This is a genomic window from Pseudomonas sp. PDM32 (genome assembly GCF_019219225.1).
Lineage (GTDB): Bacteria > Pseudomonadota > Gammaproteobacteria > Pseudomonadales > Pseudomonadaceae > Aquipseudomonas > Aquipseudomonas laurylsulfatiphila.
The window spans coordinates 679,109-697,811 of sequence record NZ_JAHUWE010000001.1 but is presented as its reverse complement, the minus strand read 5'-3'; the positions used below and the strand labels follow the sequence as shown (position 1 = coordinate 697,811).

Here is an 18,703-nt window from a genome sequence, read left to right as displayed (position 1 = left end):
GTCAGCGGCTCGCTTCTATTAATGTTTCAACTTCGGCCAGACGCTCGTGAGTACCGACATCGACCCAGTGCCCCCTCAATTGCTCGCCGGTCACCAGCCCGTCAGCCATGGCTTTGCGCAACAGCGGCGCCAGTTTGAAGGCCCCTGCGGTGCAACCGTCGAACAAGTGCGGATGCAACACGGCGATGCCGCTGTAGGTCAGGGTGGGAGCCTGCGGTTGACCGTCGTGCACCTGGCTTCCGACCAGGCTGAAGTCCCCGGCCGGATGATGCGGCGGGTTGCTGGCCAGCACCAGGTGCGCCAGGCCGTTGATGGGTTGGTGCAGCACACTGAAGTCGTAATCAGTCCAGATATCGCCGTTGACCACCACAAAGGCTTCATCTCCCAATAACGGCAAGGCGCGGAAAATTCCGCCGCCGGTTTCCAGGGGGTCACCCTCCGCCGAGTACTGAATGCTCACGCCATAGCGCGAACCATCGCCCAGATAGTCTTCGATCTGCTGACCGAGCCAGGCGTGATTGATCACGATATCGGTGAACCCGGCGGCAGCCAGCGCCCGCAGGTGATACTCGATCAGCGGCACGCCGCCGGCACGCACCAACGGTTTGGGCGTGGTCAGGGTCAGCGGGCGCATGCGCTCGCCTTTGCCCGCGGCCAGAATCATTGCCTTCATGCTTTCACTCCGACACGCAGGCTGGCCAGCAGCACATCCAGCTCGGCCAGTTCGGGGCGGCGAGCGATCACAGCCTCTATATAGGCAAAGAAACGCGGCACATCGCCCAGATAACGCGGTTTGCCGTCGCGATGACAGATGCGCGCGAAAATACCGATGACTTTCAGGTGACGTTGCACGCCCATCAAGTCGCTGGCACGCAGAAAGTCCTCGAACTCGGGCTGAACCGGAATACCGAGGGTGCCCGCCTGCTGCCAGTAGCTTTCGAGCCAGCCGTGTACACGCTCCTCGGGCCAACTGAGGAAGGCGTCCTTGAACAGGCAGGTCACGTCGTAGGTCACCGGGCCATATACCGCATCCTGGAAATCCAGCACGCCGGGGTTGGGTTCGCTGAGCATCAGGTTGCGCGGCATGTAGTCGCGATGCACCAGGACTTTTGGTTGTGCCAGGGCGCTGTCGATCAACAGATCGCTGACTTGCTGCCAGAACACTTGCTGCGCCGCGTCGAATTCGATGCCCAATTCACGCTTCACGTACCACTCGGGGAACAGTTCCAGTTCGCGACGCAGTAATGCCACGTCATAACTCGGCAACGGTGCAACCATCGGCAACTGCTGGAAAGCCAGCAACGCCTGCAGGGCATCCTTGAACAAATCGTCGGCGTTTTCGCTGCCGATGACGTCAAGATAGGTCTTGTTGCCCAGGTCATTGAGCAAAAGAAACCCGCGCTCCAGGTCTTCGGCATAAATTTTCGGTACATTTATTCCGGATTTCGCCAGCAAAAAGGCGATATCCACGAAGGGTTTGCAGTTCTCCTGGGGCGGTGGCGCGTCCATCACGATGAAACTTCTGCCATCGCCTTCCCAGCGGAAATACCGCCGGAAACTCGCGTCGCTGCTGGCCGCGGTCAACGTGGCCGGGGGTACGACGCCCCAACCCTGCTCGGCAAAAAGGGTCGCCAATTGTTCATCGAGCCAAACTTTCAGGTGTTGCAAGCGTACATCTTGATCAGGCATTGCAAGGGTCTCCGACGGCGCTAGCCGTCAAGCGGGTCATGCTTTATTATCCAGCATCTTTTTCAGACCATCGAGAGGCGTGCGGCCCACACCGCGGGCAGATGGCACGCAGGAAGCCCGGACTAATAAGATGGCATTGAAATCCCCCGCGTTTCGTAAAAAATTTCCGTTGTTGGTTACCGGCAGTTTGCTGGCGCTGCAACCCCTTGCCACTTCCTACGTGGTCGCCGCGGAACAGTTTGACTGCTCAGTCTCTGCTTCGGGTTCCTGGGACTGCGCACCAAAGACGCCGGCGGCTGCATTGCCACCGCGTCCCGTCCATGACGGCAGCGCAGTTTCCGCCACCGGCGAAGCCCCGGCCGAAAATGGTTCCAGTGAAGACACTGGCGCCAAGCCGGTGCTGGTCACCGAATCCAAAGGCCGTGGCCTGAAGTCGCGTAGCGAAGACTACAGTCACCTCGACTGGGTTCCCCGCGAGCAGCTCACCGCCGCACAATTGGCTGAAACCGGTCCTTATTGCTCTGGTTCCTATATCGAACCGATTCGTCCTGGCATGAATGACAAGACGGATAAAAGTGACGCACCTACCTTTATCGGCGCAAAAGCCTCCCGCTATAAGCAGGATGAGCAGGTAGCAACCCTGGCCGGCGACGTCGTCATGCGCCAGGGCAGCATGCAGGTCGAAGCCGATGAAGCCAACCTGTATCAGGCCGAGAGCCGTGGCGACCTGAATGGCAACGTGCGCATTCGCGACAACGGCGCCTTGATCGTCGGCGACCACGCCGACGTGCAGCTCGACACCGGTGAAGCCAAGGTCGACAACGCCGAATACGTGATGCACAAATCACGCATCCGCGGTAATGCGCTGTACGCCAAACGCGCCGAGAACGCGATCATCCGCCTCAAGGATGGTACGTACACCACGTGCGAACCGAACAGCAACGCCTGGCAGCTCAAGGGCAACAACATCACCCTGAACCCGGCCACCGGTTTCGGTACGGCGACCAACGTGACACTGCGGGTCAAGGACATTCCGGTCCTGTACACGCCGTACATCTATTTCCCGATCGACGACCGTCGTCAGTCCGGCTTCCTGCCGCCGACCATCGGCACCGGCACCGATACCGGCTTCATGCTGGTCACCCCGTACTACTTCAACCTGGCCCCGAACTACGATGCCACGTTGTACCCGCGCTACATGGAAAAGCACGGCCTGTTGATGGAAGGCGAATTCCGCTACCTGACCAAGTCCAGCGAAGGCCAGTTCGGTGCGGCGTACCTCAACGACGAAAGCGACGAACGCGACAAGCAGTCCGACGCCGAAAAAACCCGCTACATGTACAACTGGCAGCACAATGGTGGTCTCGACTCCCGAGTGTTTACGCAAGTCGATTACACCAAGATCAGCGATCCGTATTACTTCCAGGATCTGCAGACCGACCAGATCGGTGTGAAAAGTGCTGACTTCGTAAACCAGCAAGGTTCCGTGACCTATCGCGGCGAGGGCTATACCGCTCGCGCGAACGCCCAGGCATACCAACTGGCAAGCGTATCGAACATTACGCCGTACGACCGCCTGCCGCAGCTCACCCTCGATGGCATGCTGCCTTATCATCCGGAAGGCCTGAATTTCACGTACAACACCGAGCTCGTGCGGTTTGACCGGGATCTGCTGAGCGGGACCTACTTTGACGAAGATGGCGTCGGCAGTAAACGCCTTGATGAAAACGTTCAAGGTCTGGCTCGCGCCAATGGCGACCGCCTGAATCTCGCGCCCGCCATGAGCCTGCCGATGAACACGACTTACGGCTTCCTGACACCGAAGCTCAAGTACCAGTACACCCAGTACCAACTGGATCTGGACAGTACTGGTAAAAGTCAAATCGTGCAGCAGAATCAAAACGCAGCTGCAAACGGGACTGAAAATTTCAATGGTCAGTTCGACAGCAACCAGAACCGCGGCGTGCCGATCGCCAGCATCGACAGCGGCCTGTACTTCGATCGCAATACCCAATGGTTTGGCAAGAACTATCGCCAGACCCTCGAGCCACGCCTGTTCTACCTGTACGTGCCTGAGGTCGACCAATTAGACATCCCGGTATTCGATACCAGCGAATACACCTTCAGCTATGCGTCGCTGTTCCGTGACAACCGCTTCTCTGGCTCCGACCGTGTCGGCGACGAGAACAAGCTGTCGTTGGGCGTGACCAACCGCTGGATCGAAGACGACGGTTTCGAACGCCAACGCATCAGCGTCGGCCAGGCCCTGTACTTCAAGGACCGCGAAGTCCAGTTGCCGGGCGTCGATCCAAAACTCCGCGCCGATGCACATTCGAATGTTTCGCCTTATGCACTGGAATACGAATACCGCTGGAACCGCGACTGGCGCACCACGGCCGACTACAACTGGGACCCGGACAGCCGCAGCCCTCGCTCGGGCAGCGCGATGTTCCACTACCAGCCTGAGGACAACCCGAACAAGATCGTCAACCTTGGCTATCGCTATCGTAACGACCAGGTGATCTACAACCAGAACACCGGTCAATGGCAGTTCGGCGGTGACTACGGCTCCCCTGGCCAGCCTGGCTTCGTGAAGGACTACTACAAGATCGAACAGCACGACTTCTCGGTGATCTGGCCGATCGTGCCGCAATGGAGCGCTATCAGCCGCTGGCAGTATGACTACAACCGCAACCGTACCCTGGAAGCCTTCGGTGGCTTCGAGTACGACAGCTGCTGCTGGAAACTGCGCCTGATCAACCGTTACTTCGTTGATTACGACGAGTTCAGCCAGCAAGAACCGGAAAACGAAAAAGGCGACCATGGCGTCTTCCTCCAAATTGTTCTGAAGGGACTCGGCGGCCTCACCGGCGCCAAGGCAGAGAGCTTCCTCGACAAAGGCATTCAAGGTTATCGTGAACGTGAAGACCAAGCTTTCTGATTGTCTGCGCCCGCTGATGCTGGGCGCGCTGTTCCTGAGTACGGCGGCCAGTGCCGCCGTGCAGTCCATCGATAAAGTGGTGGCCATCGTCGACAACGACGTGGTCATGCAGAGCCAACTGGACCGGCGCGTTCATGAAGTTCAGCAAACCATTGCCAAGCGTGGTTCTGCCGTGCCGCCGTCCAGCGTGCTGGAGCAGCAGGTACTTGAGCGCCTGATCGTCGAAAACCTGCAATTGCAGATCGGCGAGCGTTCCGGCATCCGTATTACCGATGAAGAGTTGAACCAGGCCGTGGGCACCATTGCCCAGCGCAACAACATGTCGATCGAGCAGTTCCGCGCAGCCCTGACTCGCGACGGTCTGTCCTATGAAGACGCACGCGAGCAGATTCGCCGCGAAATGGTCATCAGCCGCGTGCGCCAGCGTCGGGTCGCTGAACGCATTCAGGTCTCCGAACAGGAAGTGAAGAACTTCCTGGCGTCTGACTTGGGCAAAATGCAGCTGTCCGAAGAATTCCACCTGGCCAACATCCTGATTCCTACGCCGGAAAGCGCCAACTCCGAAGCGATTCAGAGTGCCGCCAAACAGGCCGATGCGATTTACCAGCAGCTCAAGCAAGGCGCTGACTTCAGTCAGTTGGCAATCGCCAAATCCGCCAGCGAAACCGCTCTGGAAGGTGGTGACATGGGCTGGCGTAAAGCCGCTCAATTGCCTCCGCCATTCGATCGCATGCTGAGTACCATGCCGGTGGGTGATGTCACCCAGCCAATGCGCACCCCGGGCGGCTTCATCATCCTGAAGATCCTCGACAAGCGTGGTGGCGAGACCCAGATGCGCGATGAAGTGCATGTGCGCCACATCCTGGTCAAGCCGAGCCCGATCCGCGACGAAGCGAAAACCAAGGCCCTGGCAGAATCGCTTTACAGCCGTATCGAGGCTGGCGAAGACTTCGGTGAGCTGGCGAAAAGCTACTCGGAAGACCCGGGTTCCGCCCTCAACGGTGGCGACCTGAACTGGATCGACCCGAACGCGCTGGTGCCCGAGTTCCGCGAAGTGATGGCCAAGACCCCGCAAGGTCAGCTGTCCAAGCCGTTCCAGACTCAATACGGCTGGCATGTCCTGGAAGTCCTTGGCCGTCGCGCCACCGACAGCACCAGCCAGGCTCGCGAGCAGCAAGCCATGACCGTTTTGCGTAACCGCAAATACGACGAAGAGCTGCAAACCTGGCTGCGTCAGATTCGTGACGAAGCGTACGTGGAAATCAAACTCCCTGGCGCCGACCAGGCAGCGCAGTGAAACCCCAACGTTTCGCGCTGACACCCGGTGAACCAGCCGGCATAGGTCCCGACCTGTGCCTGCTGCTCGCCTCGCAAGCCCAGCCCCATCCCCTGATTGCCATTACCAGCCGCGACCTGCTCATCGAGCGGGCCGCGCAACTGGGCGTGGCGGTCGACTTGCTGCCGGTCACCCCGGACAACTGGCCGGATGCACCCGCGCCAGCCAACAGCCTGTATGTCTGGGACACACCGCTCAGCGCCAAGGTCACCGCCGGACAACTGGACAAGGCCAACGCTGCGTTCGTCCTGGAAACCCTGACCCGGGCCGGCCAAGGCTGCCTGAGCGGGGATTTTGCCGGCATGATTACCGCGCCGGTGCACAAAGGCGTCATCAACGAATCCGGCATCGCCTTTTCCGGGCACACGGAATTCCTTGCCGACCTGACCCACACCGCGCAAGTGGTGATGATGCTGGCCACTCGTGGCTTGCGCGTGGCCCTCGTGACCACTCACCTGCCCCTTCGCGAGATTGCCGATGCGATCACGCCGGAGCGTCTGGAGCGCGTCACACGAATCCTGCACGCCGACCTGCAAAACAAGTTCGGCATCGCCCGGCCGCGCATCCTGGTCTGCGGGCTCAACCCGCATGCCGGTGAAGGCGGGCACCTGGGCCATGAAGAAATCGATATCATCGAACCCACATTAGAGCGCCTGCGCGGCGAGGGCATGGACCTTCGCGGCCCCCTGCCCGCCGACACTCTGTTTACCCCCAAATATCTGGAGCACTGCGATGCGGTGCTGGCGATGTACCACGACCAGGGCCTGCCGGTGCTGAAGTACAAAGGCTTCGGCGCGGCAGTCAACGTGACCCTCGGCTTGCCGATCATCCGTACCTCGGTCGACCACGGCACCGCCCTGGATCTGGCCGGCAGCGGCAAGATCGACACCGGCAGCCTGCAAGTCGCCCTGGAAACCGCCTACCAGATGGCCGAGACCCGTTTATGACCGAGCACTACCAACACAAGGCGCGCAAACGCTTTGGCCAGAACTTCCTGCACGATGCCGGCGTTATCGACCGCATCCTGCGTTCCATTCATGCCAAGGCAGAAGACCGCCTGCTGGAAATCGGCCCGGGCCAGGGCGCACTGACCCAAGGCCTGCTCAGCAGCGGCGCGCAACTCGACGTGGTGGAACTGGACAAGGACTTGATCCCGATCCTCAACCAGCAGTTTGCCGGCAAGAGCAACTTCAACCTGCATCAGGGCGATGCGCTGAAATTCGACTTCAACAGCCTGAATGCCGCGCCAGGCAGCCTGCGAGTGGTCGGCAACCTGCCGTACAACATCTCCACGCCGCTGATTTTTCACCTGCTGCACAACTCGCACCTGATCCGCGACATGCACTTCATGCTGCAAAAGGAAGTGGTCGAGCGCCTGGCTGCCGGTCCGGGTGGTGGTGACTGGGGCCGTCTGTCGATCATGGTTCAGTACCATTGCCGGGTCGAGCACCTGTTCAACGTCGGCCCGGGCGCGTTCAACCCGCCACCGAAAGTCGATTCGGCCATCGTGCGCCTGGTGCCCCACGCTGTACTGCCACACCCGGCCAAGGATCACCGCCTGCTGGAGCGCGTCGTGCGCGAAGCGTTCAACCAGCGCCGCAAGACCCTGCGCAACACCCTCAAGCTGCTACTGAGCAATGCCGAAATCGAAGCCGCCGGCGTCGATGGCAGCCTGCGTCCCGAGCAGCTCGACCTGGCCGCCTTCGTGCGCCTGGCTGACAAGCTCAGCGAGCAAGCGCCACAAAAGCCAACCGCGAACTGACAGGCGATGAGCGCTATCGGGTAGGACGCCACTCTGGTCTACTACCCGATACTTGGCCTAGACTGAACCCTATCAGCTACGCCCCGCGTCCCGCTTCGTTTTTAAGGCCCCTTGCATGTCCGATCCTCGTTATCAGGTCGACGTCAGCGTCGTCACCCGCTATCTGGCAGAACAATCGCAACCCGAGCACGACCGCTTTGCCTTCGCCTACACCATTACCGTGCAAAACAATGGCGAAATGCCCGCCAAACTGCTTTCACGGCACTGGGTCATCACCGATGGTGACGGGCATGTCGAAGAAGTCCGCGGCGCAGGCGTGGTAGGCCAGCAGCCGCTGATCGACCCGGGCAAGAGCCACACCTACAGCAGTGGCACGGTGATGACCACCAAGGTCGGCACCATGCAAGGCACCTATCAGATGCTTTCCGACGACGGCAAACATTTCGATGCCATCATCGCGCCCTTCCGCCTGGCGGTGCCCGGAGCCCTGCACTGATGGCAACCTACGCTGTCGGCGACCTGCAAGGCTGCCTTCAGGCCCTGCAGTGCCTGCTCAAACAAGTGGCGTTCGACCCTCAACGCGATCGCCTGTGGCTGGTGGGCGACCTGGTCAATCGGGGCCCGCAGTCGCTGGAAACCCTGCGCTTCCTCTATAGCATCCGCGAATCGCTGGTGTGCGTGCTCGGCAACCACGATCTGCACCTGCTGGCGGCCGGACGCAACATCGAACGCCTGAAGAAGGCCGATACCCTGCACGAGATCATTGAAGCGCCGGATAGCGCCGAACTGCTCGAATGGCTGCGCCAGCAAAAGCTCATGCACTACGACGAACAGCGCAACGTGGCATTGGTCCATGCCGGCATTCCACCCCAGTGGTCGCTGCGCAAAGCCTTGAAGTGTGCCGCCGAAGTCGAGACCGCCTTGCGTGACGACAACCTGCTGCCGCCCTACCTCGATGGCATGTACGGCAACGATCCAGCGAAATGGGACAATGACCTCAAAGGCGTGACGCGCCTGCGGGTGATCACCAACTATTTCACCCGCATGCGTTTTTGCACCGCCGAAGGCAAACTCGACCTCAAGAGCAAGGAGGGCCTCGATACCGCACCACCAGGCTACAAACCCTGGTTCCAGCACAAGGAGCGCAAGACCAAGGGCCTTATGATCATCTTCGGTCACTGGGCTGCACTGGAAGGCAATATCAATGAGCCTGGCATCTCGGCCCTCGACACCGGCTGTGTCTGGGGCGGTGCCCTGACCCTGATGAACGTCGACAGCTTTGAGCGCCTGTCCTGCAAATGCGACGAACACGGCCATGCCGTACCGCCAGTCGCCTCATCCATTCTCCACACATCGCCAGCCAGCGCACCGCGCTAGACTGCCCATTCTGCCGAGCCACAGGAGCCCGCCATGAGCGAATTCAGACGTATCCCCCCGGAACAGGCCCAGGTCCTGCGCGAACAAGGCGCAGTGGTGGTCGACGTCCGCGACCCGGCCACTTTTGCCGCCCTGCATATCGCAGGCTCGAAGCATCTGGACAATCATTCCCTGCACGCTTTCATCCAGGGCGCCGACCTCGATGCGCCGACCGTAGTGGTCTGCTATCACGGCAATTCCAGCCAGGGTGCGGCCGCCTACCTGATCAGCCAGGGCTTCTCCGACGTCTACAGCATGGATGGCGGATTCGAGTTGTGGCGTACGACCTATCCGACGGAAACGGCGCAAGGCACGTCCGAATAATTTTTTTGTAACGTTGCAGGCCCCGGCTCCCGCGGGCTAGCGCGGTGGCAGACGAACGGTCTGCCACAACTAATTACGTATCTCGCCTTTACCTCTCGAATTCCCAACTATCCTTAAGCCCAGGCCATCCAAAACAGGGGAGAGCCGGTACACCGGCGCACGGGTCATCGGGAGTAGCTTTCGGAGTCGTCAGCTCCGGGAGAGTTCTGGGGGGTAAACAGCAATCGCCTGTTCGGTTGCTGCCAGCATCGACTGAGTGATCCGGCGTCGGCTCCACGTATCGAGCGAGGTGACGTCATGAGTATCTTTAGCCACTTCCAACAACGCTTCGAGTCCACACGCCAGGAAGAACTCTCACTGCAAGAGTATCTTGAGCTGTGCAAAAAAGACCGCAGCGCCTACGTTTCCGCCGCCGAGCGTCTACTGCTGGCCATCGGTGAACCGGAACTGCTCGACACCTCGACCAACTCGAGGCTTTCGCGCATCTTCTCCAACAAGGTCATCCGCCGCTATCCGGCCTTTGAAGACTTCCACGGGATGGAAGAATGCATCGACCAGATCGTGTCGTATTTCCGCCACGCCGCTCAAGGCCTGGAAGAGAAGAAACAGATCCTGTACCTGCTCGGTCCTGTCGGTGGCGGTAAATCGTCCCTGGCCGAGAAGCTCAAGCAGCTGATGGAAAAAGTGCCCTTCTACGCGATCAAGGGCTCGCCGGTTTTCGAATCGCCCCTGGGTCTGTTCAACTCCACTGAAGATGGAGCGATCCTCGAGGAAGACTTTGGCATTCCACGGCGCTACCTCAACACCATCATGTCGCCATGGGCGACCAAGCGCCTGGCCGAATTCGGTGGCGACATCAGTCAGTTCCGCGTAGTGAAACTCTACCCGTCAATCCTCAACCAGATCGCCGTGGCCAAGACCGAGCCTGGTGACGAAAACAACCAGGACATTTCGGCACTGGTGGGCAAGGTCGATATCCGCAAACTGGAGGAGTTCCCACAAAACGACGCCGACGCCTACAGCTATTCGGGCGCCCTCTGCCGGGCCAACCAGGGCCTGATGGAATTCGTCGAAATGTTCAAGGCACCGATCAAGGTGCTGCACCCGTTGCTGACCGCCACCCAGGAAGGCAACTACAACAGTACCGAAGGCCTTGGTGCGATTCCGTTCACCGGGATCCTGCTGGCGCACTCCAACGAATCGGAGTGGCACACCTTCCGCAACAACAAGAACAACGAAGCCTTCATCGACCGGATCTACATCGTCAAAGTGCCGTACTGCCTGCGGGTCAGTGACGAAGTGAAGATCTACGACAAGCTGCTGTTCAACAGTTCGCTGGCCAAGGCGCATTGCGCGCCGGACACCCTGAAGATGCTGGCCCAGTTCACCGTGCTCTCACGCCTTAAAGAGCCGGAAAACTCCAACATCTATTCGAAGATGCGCGTGTACGACGGCGAGAACCTCAAGGACACCGATCCGAAAGCCAAGTCGATCCAGGAATACCGTGACAACGCCGGTGTCGACGAAGGCATGAACGGCCTCTCGACCCGCTTCGCGTTCAAGATCCTGTCGAAGGTGTTCAACTTCGATCCGCACGAAATTGCCGCCAACCCGGTACATCTGCTCTATGTGCTGGAACAACAGATCGAACAGGAACAGTTCCAGGCCGAGACCCGCGAACGCTATCTGCGCTTCCTCAAGGAGTACTTGGCACCGCGCTACATCGAATTCATCGGCAAGGAGATCCAGACTGCCTACCTCGAGTCCTACAGCGAGTACGGCCAGAACATCTTCGATCGCTACGTGCTGTACGCCGACTTCTGGATCCAGGACCAGGAATACCGCGACCCGGAAACCGGCGAAATCCTCAACCGCGTAGCCCTGAACGAAGAACTGGAGAAAATCGAAAAACCGGCCGGCATCAGCAATCCGAAGGATTTCCGCAACGAAATCGTCAACTTCGTCCTGCGTGCCCGGGCCAACAACAACGGCAAGAACCCGACCTGGCTCAGCTACGAAAAACTGCGGGTGGTCATCGAGAAGAAAATGTTCTCCAACACCGAGGACCTGCTTCCGGTCATCAGCTTCAACGCCAAGGCCAGCAAGGAGGATCAGCAAAAACACAACGACTTCGTCACACGGATGGTCGAGCGGGGCTACACCGACAAACAGGTACGACTGCTGTCCGAGTGGTACCTGCGGGTCAGAAAATCACAATAACCCGCTGCCGGTCAGACCGGTTGTCGTCAGCCAGAGACCTGTGTGCGCTTTTTCTGTTACACAGGCCTCTGGAAGGTGTTCGAAAGTCGGTAGCGAGTTCAGGCAGCATCCAAGGCGCTTGGGGGAGCGTTCAATATCCCTCGGCTCTCGGTTCGATGCTGTATCACCGCTCGCCCCTTTCAGGACAGCTTCTAAGGAGCAGTCATGAGCTATGTGATCGACCGACGTCTCAATGGCAAGAACAAGAGCACGGTGAACCGCCAGCGGTTTCTACGGCGCTACCGTGATCACATTAAAAAGGCTGTCGAAGAGGCGGTCAGCCGGCGCTCCATTACCGATATGGAACACGGCGAACAAATCAGCATTCCCGGCCGCGACATCGACGAGCCGGTGCTTCACCACGGGCGCGGTGGCAAGCAGACGGTCGTGCACCCGGGCAACAAGGAGTTCACCAGTGGCGAACATATCGCCCGCCCACCGGGAGGCGGTGGTGGCCGAGGCCCCGGCAAGGCTGGCAATTCCGGCGAAGGGATGGACGAATTCGTCTTCCAGATCACCCAGGAAGAGTTCCTCGAATTCATGTTCGAGGATCTGGAACTGCCCAACCTGGTCAAACGCAACCTGACCGGCACCGACACCTTCAAGACCGTACGGGCAGGGATCAGCAACGAGGGCAACCCGTCGCGGATCAACATCATCCGCACCCTGCGCTCAGCCCACGCCCGGCGGATCGCCCTGTCCGGCAGCAGCCGCGCAAAACTGCGCGAAGCCAAGGAAGAACTTCTGCGACTCAAGCAGGAAGAACCAGACAACTTCGGCGATATTCAGGAAATCGAAGCTGAAATCGAAAGACTCAGCGCGCGCATTCACCGCGTACCGTTTCTCGACACGTTCGACCTCAAGTACAACCTGCTTATCAAGCAACCCAACCCCAGCTCCAAGGCCGTGATGTTCTGCCTGATGGACGTGTCCGGCTCGATGACCCAGGCGACCAAGGACATCGCCAAGCGCTTCTTTATCCTGCTGTACCTGTTTCTCAAGCGTAACTACGACAAGATCGACGTCGTGTTCATCCGCCATCACACCAGTGCCCGCGAAGTGGATGAAGAAGAGTTTTTCTACTCCCGGGAAACCGGCGGCACCATCGTTTCCAGCGCCCTGAAACTGATGCAGGAGATCATGGCCGAACGCTACCCGAGTAACGAGTGGAACATCTACGCCGCCCAGGCCTCCGATGGCGACAACTGGAACGACGACTCTCCGATATGCCGCGACATCCTGATCAACCAGATCATGCCATTCGTGCAGTACTACACTTACGTTGAGATCACCCCGCGCGAACACCAGGCCCTTTGGTTCGAATACGAGCGCATCGCCGAAGCCTTTTCCGATACGTTTGCCCAGCAACAACTGGTCTCGGCCGGGGATATCTATCCGGTCTTCCGTGAACTCTTCCAGCGCAGGTTAGTGACATGACCGCCAAAGAGCAGAAGCGCCAACCCATTTCCACCGGCTCCGAATGGACGTTCGAGCTGATCCAGGCGTACGACCGCGAAATCAGTCGCATTGCGGCGGGTTACGCCCTCGATACGTACCCTAACCAGATCGAAGTGATCACCGCTGAACAGATGATGGATGCCTATGCCTCCGTCGGCATGCCTCTGGGTTATCACCACTGGTCCTACGGCAAGCACTTCCTCAGCACTGAAAAATCCTACACCCGCGGTCAGATGGGCCTGGCGTACGAGATCGTGATCAACTCCGACCCGTGCATCGCCTACCTGATGGAAGAAAACACCATCTGCATGCAGGCGCTGGTGGTGGCCCATGCCTGCTACGGGCACAACAGCTTTTTCAAAGGCAATTACCTGTTCCGCACCTGGACCGACGCCAGCTCGATCATCGATTACCTGGTGTTTGCCAAGCAGTACATCATGCAATGCGAGGAGCGCCACGGCATCGACGCAGTCGAGGACCTGCTCGACTCCTGCCATGCGCTGATGAACTATGGCGTCGACCGCTACAAACGCCCCTATCCGATTTCCGCGGAAGAAGAGCGCCGCCGGCAAAAGGACCGGGAAGAGCATTTGCAGAAACAGATCAACGATCTGTGGCGCACCATTCCCAAAGGCGCGGACAAGTACAGCGACAAGGACAACGCACGCTTTCCCGCCGAACCTCAGGAAAACATCCTGTATTTCATCGAAAAACATGCGCCGCTGCTGGAACCATGGCAGCGGGAAATCGTGCGCATCGTGCGCAAGATCGCCCAGTATTTTTATCCACAGCGCCAGACCCAGGTGATGAACGAAGGTTGGGCCACCTTCTGGCACTACACCCTGATGAACGATCTGTACGACGAGGGCCTGGTCACCGACGGCTTCATGATGGAGTTCCTGACGTCCCACACCAGTGTGGTGTTCCAGCCGGGCTTTGACAGCCCTTACTACAGCGGCATCAATCCCTACGCCCTGGGGTTTGCGATGTACCGTGACATCCGTCGCATGTGCGAAGAACCCACGGAAGAAGATCGCCGCTGGTTCCCTGACATCGCCGGTACCGACTGGCTGGCAGCCATCAAGTTCGCCATGAGCAGCTTCAAGGATGAGAGCTTCATCCTGCAGTACCTGTCGCCCAAGGTGATCCGCGACCTGAAGCTGTTCAGCATTCTCGATGACGACCAGAAGGACGACCTGCTGGTGCCTGCCATTCACGACGAAGGCGGCTACCGCATCATCCGTGAAACCCTCGCGGCACAGTACAACCTGGGCAATCGCGAGCCTAACGTGCAGATCTACAGCATCGACCGGCGTGGCGACCGTTCCCTGACCCTGCGTCACCAGCAACACGACCGCAAACCGCTGGGCGACTCGACCGAAGAAGTGCTCAAACACCTGCACCGTCTCTGGGGTTTCGACATTCACCTGGAAACCCTGCAAGGGGACACCGTGATGAAAACCCACCATGTGCCGCCCCGAAACGAGCACAGTGAAGGTGATTACGGTCGACTGGACCTGGCTGTCATCCATCTTTGATCCGCTTTGTGCCTCCGAAAGCTCGATGCAAGGGTTATCCTGTCGAGCTAACGGAGGTTTTTTATGCGTATTTATAAAGTCGGCGGCGCGGTACGTGATCGCCTGCTGGGTATACCGGTCACCGATATCGACTGGGTCGTGGTCGGCGCCACCACCGAAGAAATGCTCGCCAAGGGCTTTCGCCCGGTGGGTGCGGATTTCCCGGTGTTCCTTCATCCAAAAAGCGGCGAGGAATACGCCCTCGCCCGCACCGAGCGCAAAAGCGGGCGCGGTTACGGCGGGTTCACGTTTCACGCCAGCCCTGAAGTCACCCTTGAAGAAGACCTGATCCGTCGCGACCTGACCATCAACGCCATGGCCGAAGACGATCAGCAGAACCTGACCGACCCCTACCACGGCCAGCGCGATCTCGAAGCGCGCCTGCTGCGCCATGTTTCCCCGGCGTTTGCCGAGGATCCGCTCAGGGTCCTGCGCGTTGCCCGCTTTGCTGCACGATATGCCGCACTGGGTTTTACCGTTGCCCCGGAAACCCTGGAACTGATGCGTCAACTCAGCGAGTCAGGCGAGCTTGAGGCGCTGACGCCCGAGCGCAGCTGGAAGGAAATCTCCCGCGCCCTGATGGAAGATCAGCCACAGGTGTTTATCGAAGTGTTGCGCGCATGCGGCGCACTCAAGGTGCTGATGCCGGAAGTCGACGCACTGTTCGGCGTCCCGCAGCCCCCGGCCCATCACCCGGAAATCGATACTGGCGCACATACCCTGAGCGTGTTGGAGCAAGCAGCACTGCACAAGCAGCCACTGACCGTGCGCTGGGCCTGCCTGCTGCACGACCTGGGCAAGGGCCTGACGCCAGAGGAGGAGTGGCCGCGGCACATTGCCCATGAGTTCAAAGGCCTGAAGCTGATCAAAGCGGTCAACGAACGCTTCAAGGCGCCGAGAGACTGCCAGGAACTGGCAATGCTGGTAGGCGAGTACCACACCCACGGGCATCGCGCCCTTGAGCTGAAGCCATCGACATTGCTGGAACTGTTGCAAAGCTTCGACATTTACCGCCGGCCACATCGGTTCGAGGAGTTCATCGCGGCATGCGAGATGGATGCGCGCGGACGCGAAGGGCTGGAGCAGAGAAGTTATCCACAGGCGGATTATCTGCGAGGGGCGGCGACTGCGGCACGCAGTATTGCGGTGCAGCCGCTGCTGGAGAAGGGTTTCAAGGGACCAGAGTTGGGCGAGGCGATCAAGCGTGAGCGGCTCAAGGCATTGAAGGCCTACAAGGAACAAGTCTAGGCAAGATCAAAAGATCGCAGCCTTCGGCAGCTCCTACAGGGTGCACATCAATCCTCTGTAGGAGCTGCCGAAGGCTGCGATCTTTTGCCTTACAACAAATTCGAAGGGGTCAGCTGTTCGCCGCGCCACTCGAATGCCACCGGCGCCAAGACCTGATCGATCTGAGCTTCGCCCCACAAAGTCGCAAAACTTTTGCCTACACCTGGATGCAGTCTATCCGGCGCGATCAACGACAACGGCCACAGAACAAAAGCATTTTTCAGGATTTCTGCCCGCGGCAAGATCAGGCCATCGAAGTTGCCCACCAGGTCTCCGAACAACAACACGTCGATATCCAGCGGCAAACCTCGGCGATCCGGTGCGTAACGACCGTTATCCGCCTCAATGAACTTCAGCCGACGATCAAGCTCCATCAGTGGCAGATCGGTATACGCCGACACCACGAAATTAAAGAACGGACCGCTCTTGATGCCCACCGGCTGGCTTTCGAACACTGCCGAACAGCGGATATCGACAAGGAACGCCGCCAATGCATCGAGCCCCGCCCGCAAATGGGTTTCACGCTCGATATTGCTACCGAGCCCGAGGTACACCTGAGTCAGCGACATCCGCGCTCGATCTCCACGCCCACACCACCGGTGGCAGCCGGGACCGCGCCGGGCTTAGTCAACTTCAGACGCACCCAGGTGATCTTGAACTCGCTCATCAGCACTTCAACCAGACGCTCGGCAAAAGTCTCGACCAGCTGATACTGGGAATGCTCGGCAAACGCCTGAATGCGCGAGGAGACACTGGCGTAGTCGAGCGCCAGGGTCAGGTCATCACCGGCTGCGGCCGGGCGATTATCCCAGGCGAAGCTCAGGTCAAGACGCAAGCACTGTCGGATGCCTCGCTCCCAGTCGTAGGCACCAATCACCGTGTCGACTTCCAGGCCCTCGATAAACACTCTGTCCAAGCACTTCTCTCCGCTACACGACAAGGGCGCAATGCGCCGTTAGAATCAGGGCTTCCTCGCCCGGAATAGTTAGCATGTTTTGGTTATTGGCGATCCTCGCCTACCTGCTCGGCTCTCTGTCCTTTGCCATTTTGCTCAGCCGCCTGACCGGTAACCCCGATCCGCGAATGAGTGGCTCGGGTAATGCCGGCGCCACCAACATGTTGCGCCTGGCCGGCAAGAAACTCGCCATCCTGACCCTGGTCGGCGACCTTTGCAAAGGCTTGCTGCCGGTACTGATAGCGCGCCTTGCGGGCCTTTCGCAGCAGGAGCAAGCCTGGATCGGCGTCTATGCCGTCATCGGCCATCTGTTTCCGCTGTACTTCCGCTTTCGCGGCGGCAAGGGTGTCGCCACCGCTGCCGGCATGTTGCTGGGACTGTACCCGCCCGCCGCCCTCCTGGCGGTCTGCGCCTGGCTCCTGACGTTCTACCTGACCCGCACCAGCTCCCTGGCCGCCCTGATCGCCACGCCGCTGACCCTGCCTTTGCTGGCCTGGCAAGAACCGGCGGCCCTGCTGCCCATGAGCGCGCTCACCGGGCTGATCGTCTGGCGCCATCGCGGCAATCTACGCGACCTGTTTGCCGGGCGCGAACGGCATTTCTAGCGGCCGGACATGAGCGCCGCTCATCACAACGCCGACAACTGCTCCATCGGCCAGCGTGCCTGCACGCTGATCACCAGGCTTTCCTGCTGACCGGCCTGCAAGCGCTGGCAGCCGGCAAAGGCGATCATCGCGCCGTTATCGGTACAGAACTGCGGACGGGCATAAAACACATCGCCCTTCATATCGCCGAGCATTTTCTCCAGAGAAGTGCGCAACGCCTTGTTGGCACTGACGCCCCCGGCGATCACCAGGCGCTTCATGCCGGCGGCTTTAAGGGCACGCTTGCACTTGATGGTCAAAGTCTCCACCACGGCCTGCTGGAACGCCAGTGCGATGTCGCATTGGGCTTGCTCGCCGTCGTCCCCGGCACTGACGCATTGTTGCCAGGTATTCAACGCAAAGGTTTTCAGGCCACTGAAGCTGAAATCCAGGCCCGGCCGGTCGCACATCGGACGCGGGAAGACGAAACGCCCTGCAACACCCCGCTCTGCAAGGCGAGCGATCTCCGGTCCGCCCGGATAATTGAGGCCCATCATTTTGGCCGTCTTGTCGAAAGCTTCGCCGGCCGCATCATCCAGGGTCTCGCCCAGGAGCGTGTACTGACCAATTCCGTCGACCTGAACCAGTTGCGTATGACCACCGGAGACCAACAAAGCGACGAACGGGAACTCCGGCGGTTGCGACTCCAGCATCGGTGCCAGCAAGTGACCTTCCATGTGGTGTACGCCGAGGGCCGGAATGCCCCAGGCAAAGGCCAGCGCCTGGGCGCAGGAAGCCCCCACCAACAAGGCGCCGACCAGGCCAGGACCCGCGGTATAGGCGATGGCGTCGATCTCGGTCGGCACGCAGTCGGCCTCGGCCAACACCTGACGAATCAAGGGCAGCATGCGTTTGACGTGATCGCGCGAGGCCAGCTCCGGCACCACGCCACCATAGGCGCGGTGCAGGTCGATCTGACTGAAAAGCGCATCGGCCAACAGCCCGCGCTCACTGTCATACAATGCGACGCCGGTTTCGTCGCAGGAGGTTTCTAATCCCAGTACTAGCATGGGTTTGCGCCTTGTTTAGGCTGAATTCGAAGGCGCGCATAATAG

At 59.6% G+C, this 18,703-nt stretch carries 17 protein-coding genes; 12 read left to right on the top strand and 5 right to left on the bottom strand.

Annotated elements, in window-relative coordinates:
• Nucleotide 1: 1 nt before the first annotated feature.
• The gene (murU, locus tag KW846_RS03185; protein ID WP_218481298.1) at nt 2–673 is read right to left on the bottom strand and encodes an N-acetylmuramate alpha-1-phosphate uridylyltransferase MurU; all 672 of its coding nucleotides are present in this window, start codon (nt 671–673) and stop codon (nt 2–4) included.
• Entirely contained in the window at nt 670–1,689 is a 1,020-nt protein-coding gene (locus KW846_RS03180) for an aminoglycoside phosphotransferase family protein (protein WP_218481297.1), read from the bottom strand. Before KW846_RS03180 ends, murU begins: the two co-directional genes overlap by 4 nt.
• 130 nt (nt 1,690–1,819) lie before the next feature.
• On the opposite strand from KW846_RS03180, the gene KW846_RS03175 reads away from it, so the two are divergent.
• From KW846_RS03175 to KW846_RS03125, 11 genes are all read left to right on the top strand, one after another.
• Entirely contained in the window at nt 1,820–4,630 is a 2,811-nt protein-coding gene (locus KW846_RS03175) for an LPS-assembly protein LptD (RefSeq protein ID WP_218481296.1), read from the top strand.
• Entirely contained in the window at nt 4,605–5,927 is a 1,323-nt protein-coding gene (surA, locus tag KW846_RS03170) for a peptidylprolyl isomerase SurA (protein ID WP_218481295.1), read from the top strand. The genes KW846_RS03175 and surA overlap by 26 nt, the downstream gene beginning before the upstream one ends.
• Nucleotides 5,924–6,913: a 4-hydroxythreonine-4-phosphate dehydrogenase PdxA gene (gene pdxA, locus KW846_RS03165; RefSeq protein WP_218481294.1), complete on the top strand. Its 990-nt coding sequence runs from the start codon at nt 5,924–5,926 to the stop codon at nt 6,911–6,913. The genes surA and pdxA overlap by 4 nt, the downstream gene beginning before the upstream one ends.
• The gene (gene rsmA / locus KW846_RS03160) at nt 6,910–7,728 is read left to right on the top strand and encodes a 16S rRNA (adenine(1518)-N(6)/adenine(1519)-N(6))-dimethyltransferase RsmA (RefSeq protein ID WP_218481293.1); all 819 of its coding nucleotides are present in this window, start codon (nt 6,910–6,912) and stop codon (nt 7,726–7,728) included. Before pdxA ends, rsmA begins: the two co-directional genes overlap by 4 nt.
• A gap of 115 nt (nt 7,729–7,843) precedes the next feature.
• Nucleotides 7,844–8,224, top strand: coding sequence for a Co2+/Mg2+ efflux protein ApaG (gene apaG, locus KW846_RS03155; RefSeq protein WP_007980214.1), 381 nt, complete (start codon nt 7,844–7,846; stop codon nt 8,222–8,224).
• Entirely contained in the window at nt 8,224–9,105 is an 882-nt protein-coding gene (locus KW846_RS03150) for a symmetrical bis(5'-nucleosyl)-tetraphosphatase (RefSeq protein ID WP_218481292.1), read from the top strand. The genes apaG and KW846_RS03150 overlap by 1 nt, the downstream gene beginning before the upstream one ends.
• Nucleotides 9,106–9,138: 33 nt before the next feature.
• The gene (gene glpE, locus KW846_RS03145) at nt 9,139–9,468 is read left to right on the top strand and encodes a thiosulfate sulfurtransferase GlpE (RefSeq protein ID WP_218481291.1); all 330 of its coding nucleotides are present in this window, start codon (nt 9,139–9,141) and stop codon (nt 9,466–9,468) included.
• A 297-nt stretch (nt 9,469–9,765) separates the two neighbouring features.
• The gene (locus KW846_RS03140) at nt 9,766–11,688 is read left to right on the top strand and encodes a PrkA family serine protein kinase (RefSeq protein ID WP_007980217.1); all 1,923 of its coding nucleotides are present in this window, start codon (nt 9,766–9,768) and stop codon (nt 11,686–11,688) included.
• 204 nt (nt 11,689–11,892) lie between these two features.
• A complete protein-coding gene (locus tag KW846_RS03135; RefSeq protein ID WP_218473455.1) occupies nt 11,893–13,164 on the top strand; it encodes a YeaH/YhbH family protein in 1,272 nt (423 codons plus the stop codon).
• The gene (locus KW846_RS03130; RefSeq protein WP_007980219.1) at nt 13,161–14,723 is read left to right on the top strand and encodes a SpoVR family protein; all 1,563 of its coding nucleotides are present in this window, start codon (nt 13,161–13,163) and stop codon (nt 14,721–14,723) included. Before KW846_RS03135 ends, KW846_RS03130 begins: the two co-directional genes overlap by 4 nt.
• Before the next feature lie 63 nt (nt 14,724–14,786).
• Nucleotides 14,787–16,010, top strand: a complete 1,224-nt coding sequence (locus KW846_RS03125) for a multifunctional CCA addition/repair protein (RefSeq protein ID WP_218481290.1) — start codon at nt 14,787–14,789, stop codon at nt 16,008–16,010.
• An 89-nt stretch (nt 16,011–16,099) separates the two neighbouring features.
• On the opposite strand, the gene folK is transcribed toward KW846_RS03125, so the two are convergent.
• A complete protein-coding gene (gene folK / locus KW846_RS03120; protein WP_218481289.1) occupies nt 16,100–16,618 on the bottom strand; it encodes a 2-amino-4-hydroxy-6-hydroxymethyldihydropteridine diphosphokinase in 519 nt (172 codons plus the stop codon).
• Nucleotides 16,609–16,965 carry a dihydroneopterin aldolase gene (gene folB, locus KW846_RS03115; protein ID WP_218481288.1) on the bottom strand — a complete coding sequence of 119 codons (357 nt, stop codon included), beginning with the start codon at nt 16,963–16,965 and terminating at the stop codon, nt 16,609–16,611. Before folB ends, folK begins: the two co-directional genes overlap by 10 nt.
• A 74-nt stretch (nt 16,966–17,039) precedes the next feature.
• On the opposite strand from folB, the gene plsY reads away from it, so the two are divergent.
• Nucleotides 17,040–17,609, top strand: coding sequence for a glycerol-3-phosphate 1-O-acyltransferase PlsY (gene plsY, locus KW846_RS03110; RefSeq protein ID WP_218481287.1), 570 nt, complete (start codon nt 17,040–17,042; stop codon nt 17,607–17,609).
• Nucleotides 17,610–17,632: 23 nt separating this feature from the next.
• Here plsY and tsaD read toward each other — a convergent pair whose 3' ends face one another.
• Nucleotides 17,633–18,658 (bottom strand): tRNA (adenosine(37)-N6)-threonylcarbamoyltransferase complex transferase subunit TsaD, encoded by a 1,026-nt coding sequence (gene tsaD, locus KW846_RS03105; protein ID WP_218481286.1) that lies wholly within the window; start codon nt 18,656–18,658, stop codon nt 17,633–17,635.
• Nucleotides 18,659–18,703: the final 45 nt, after the last annotated feature.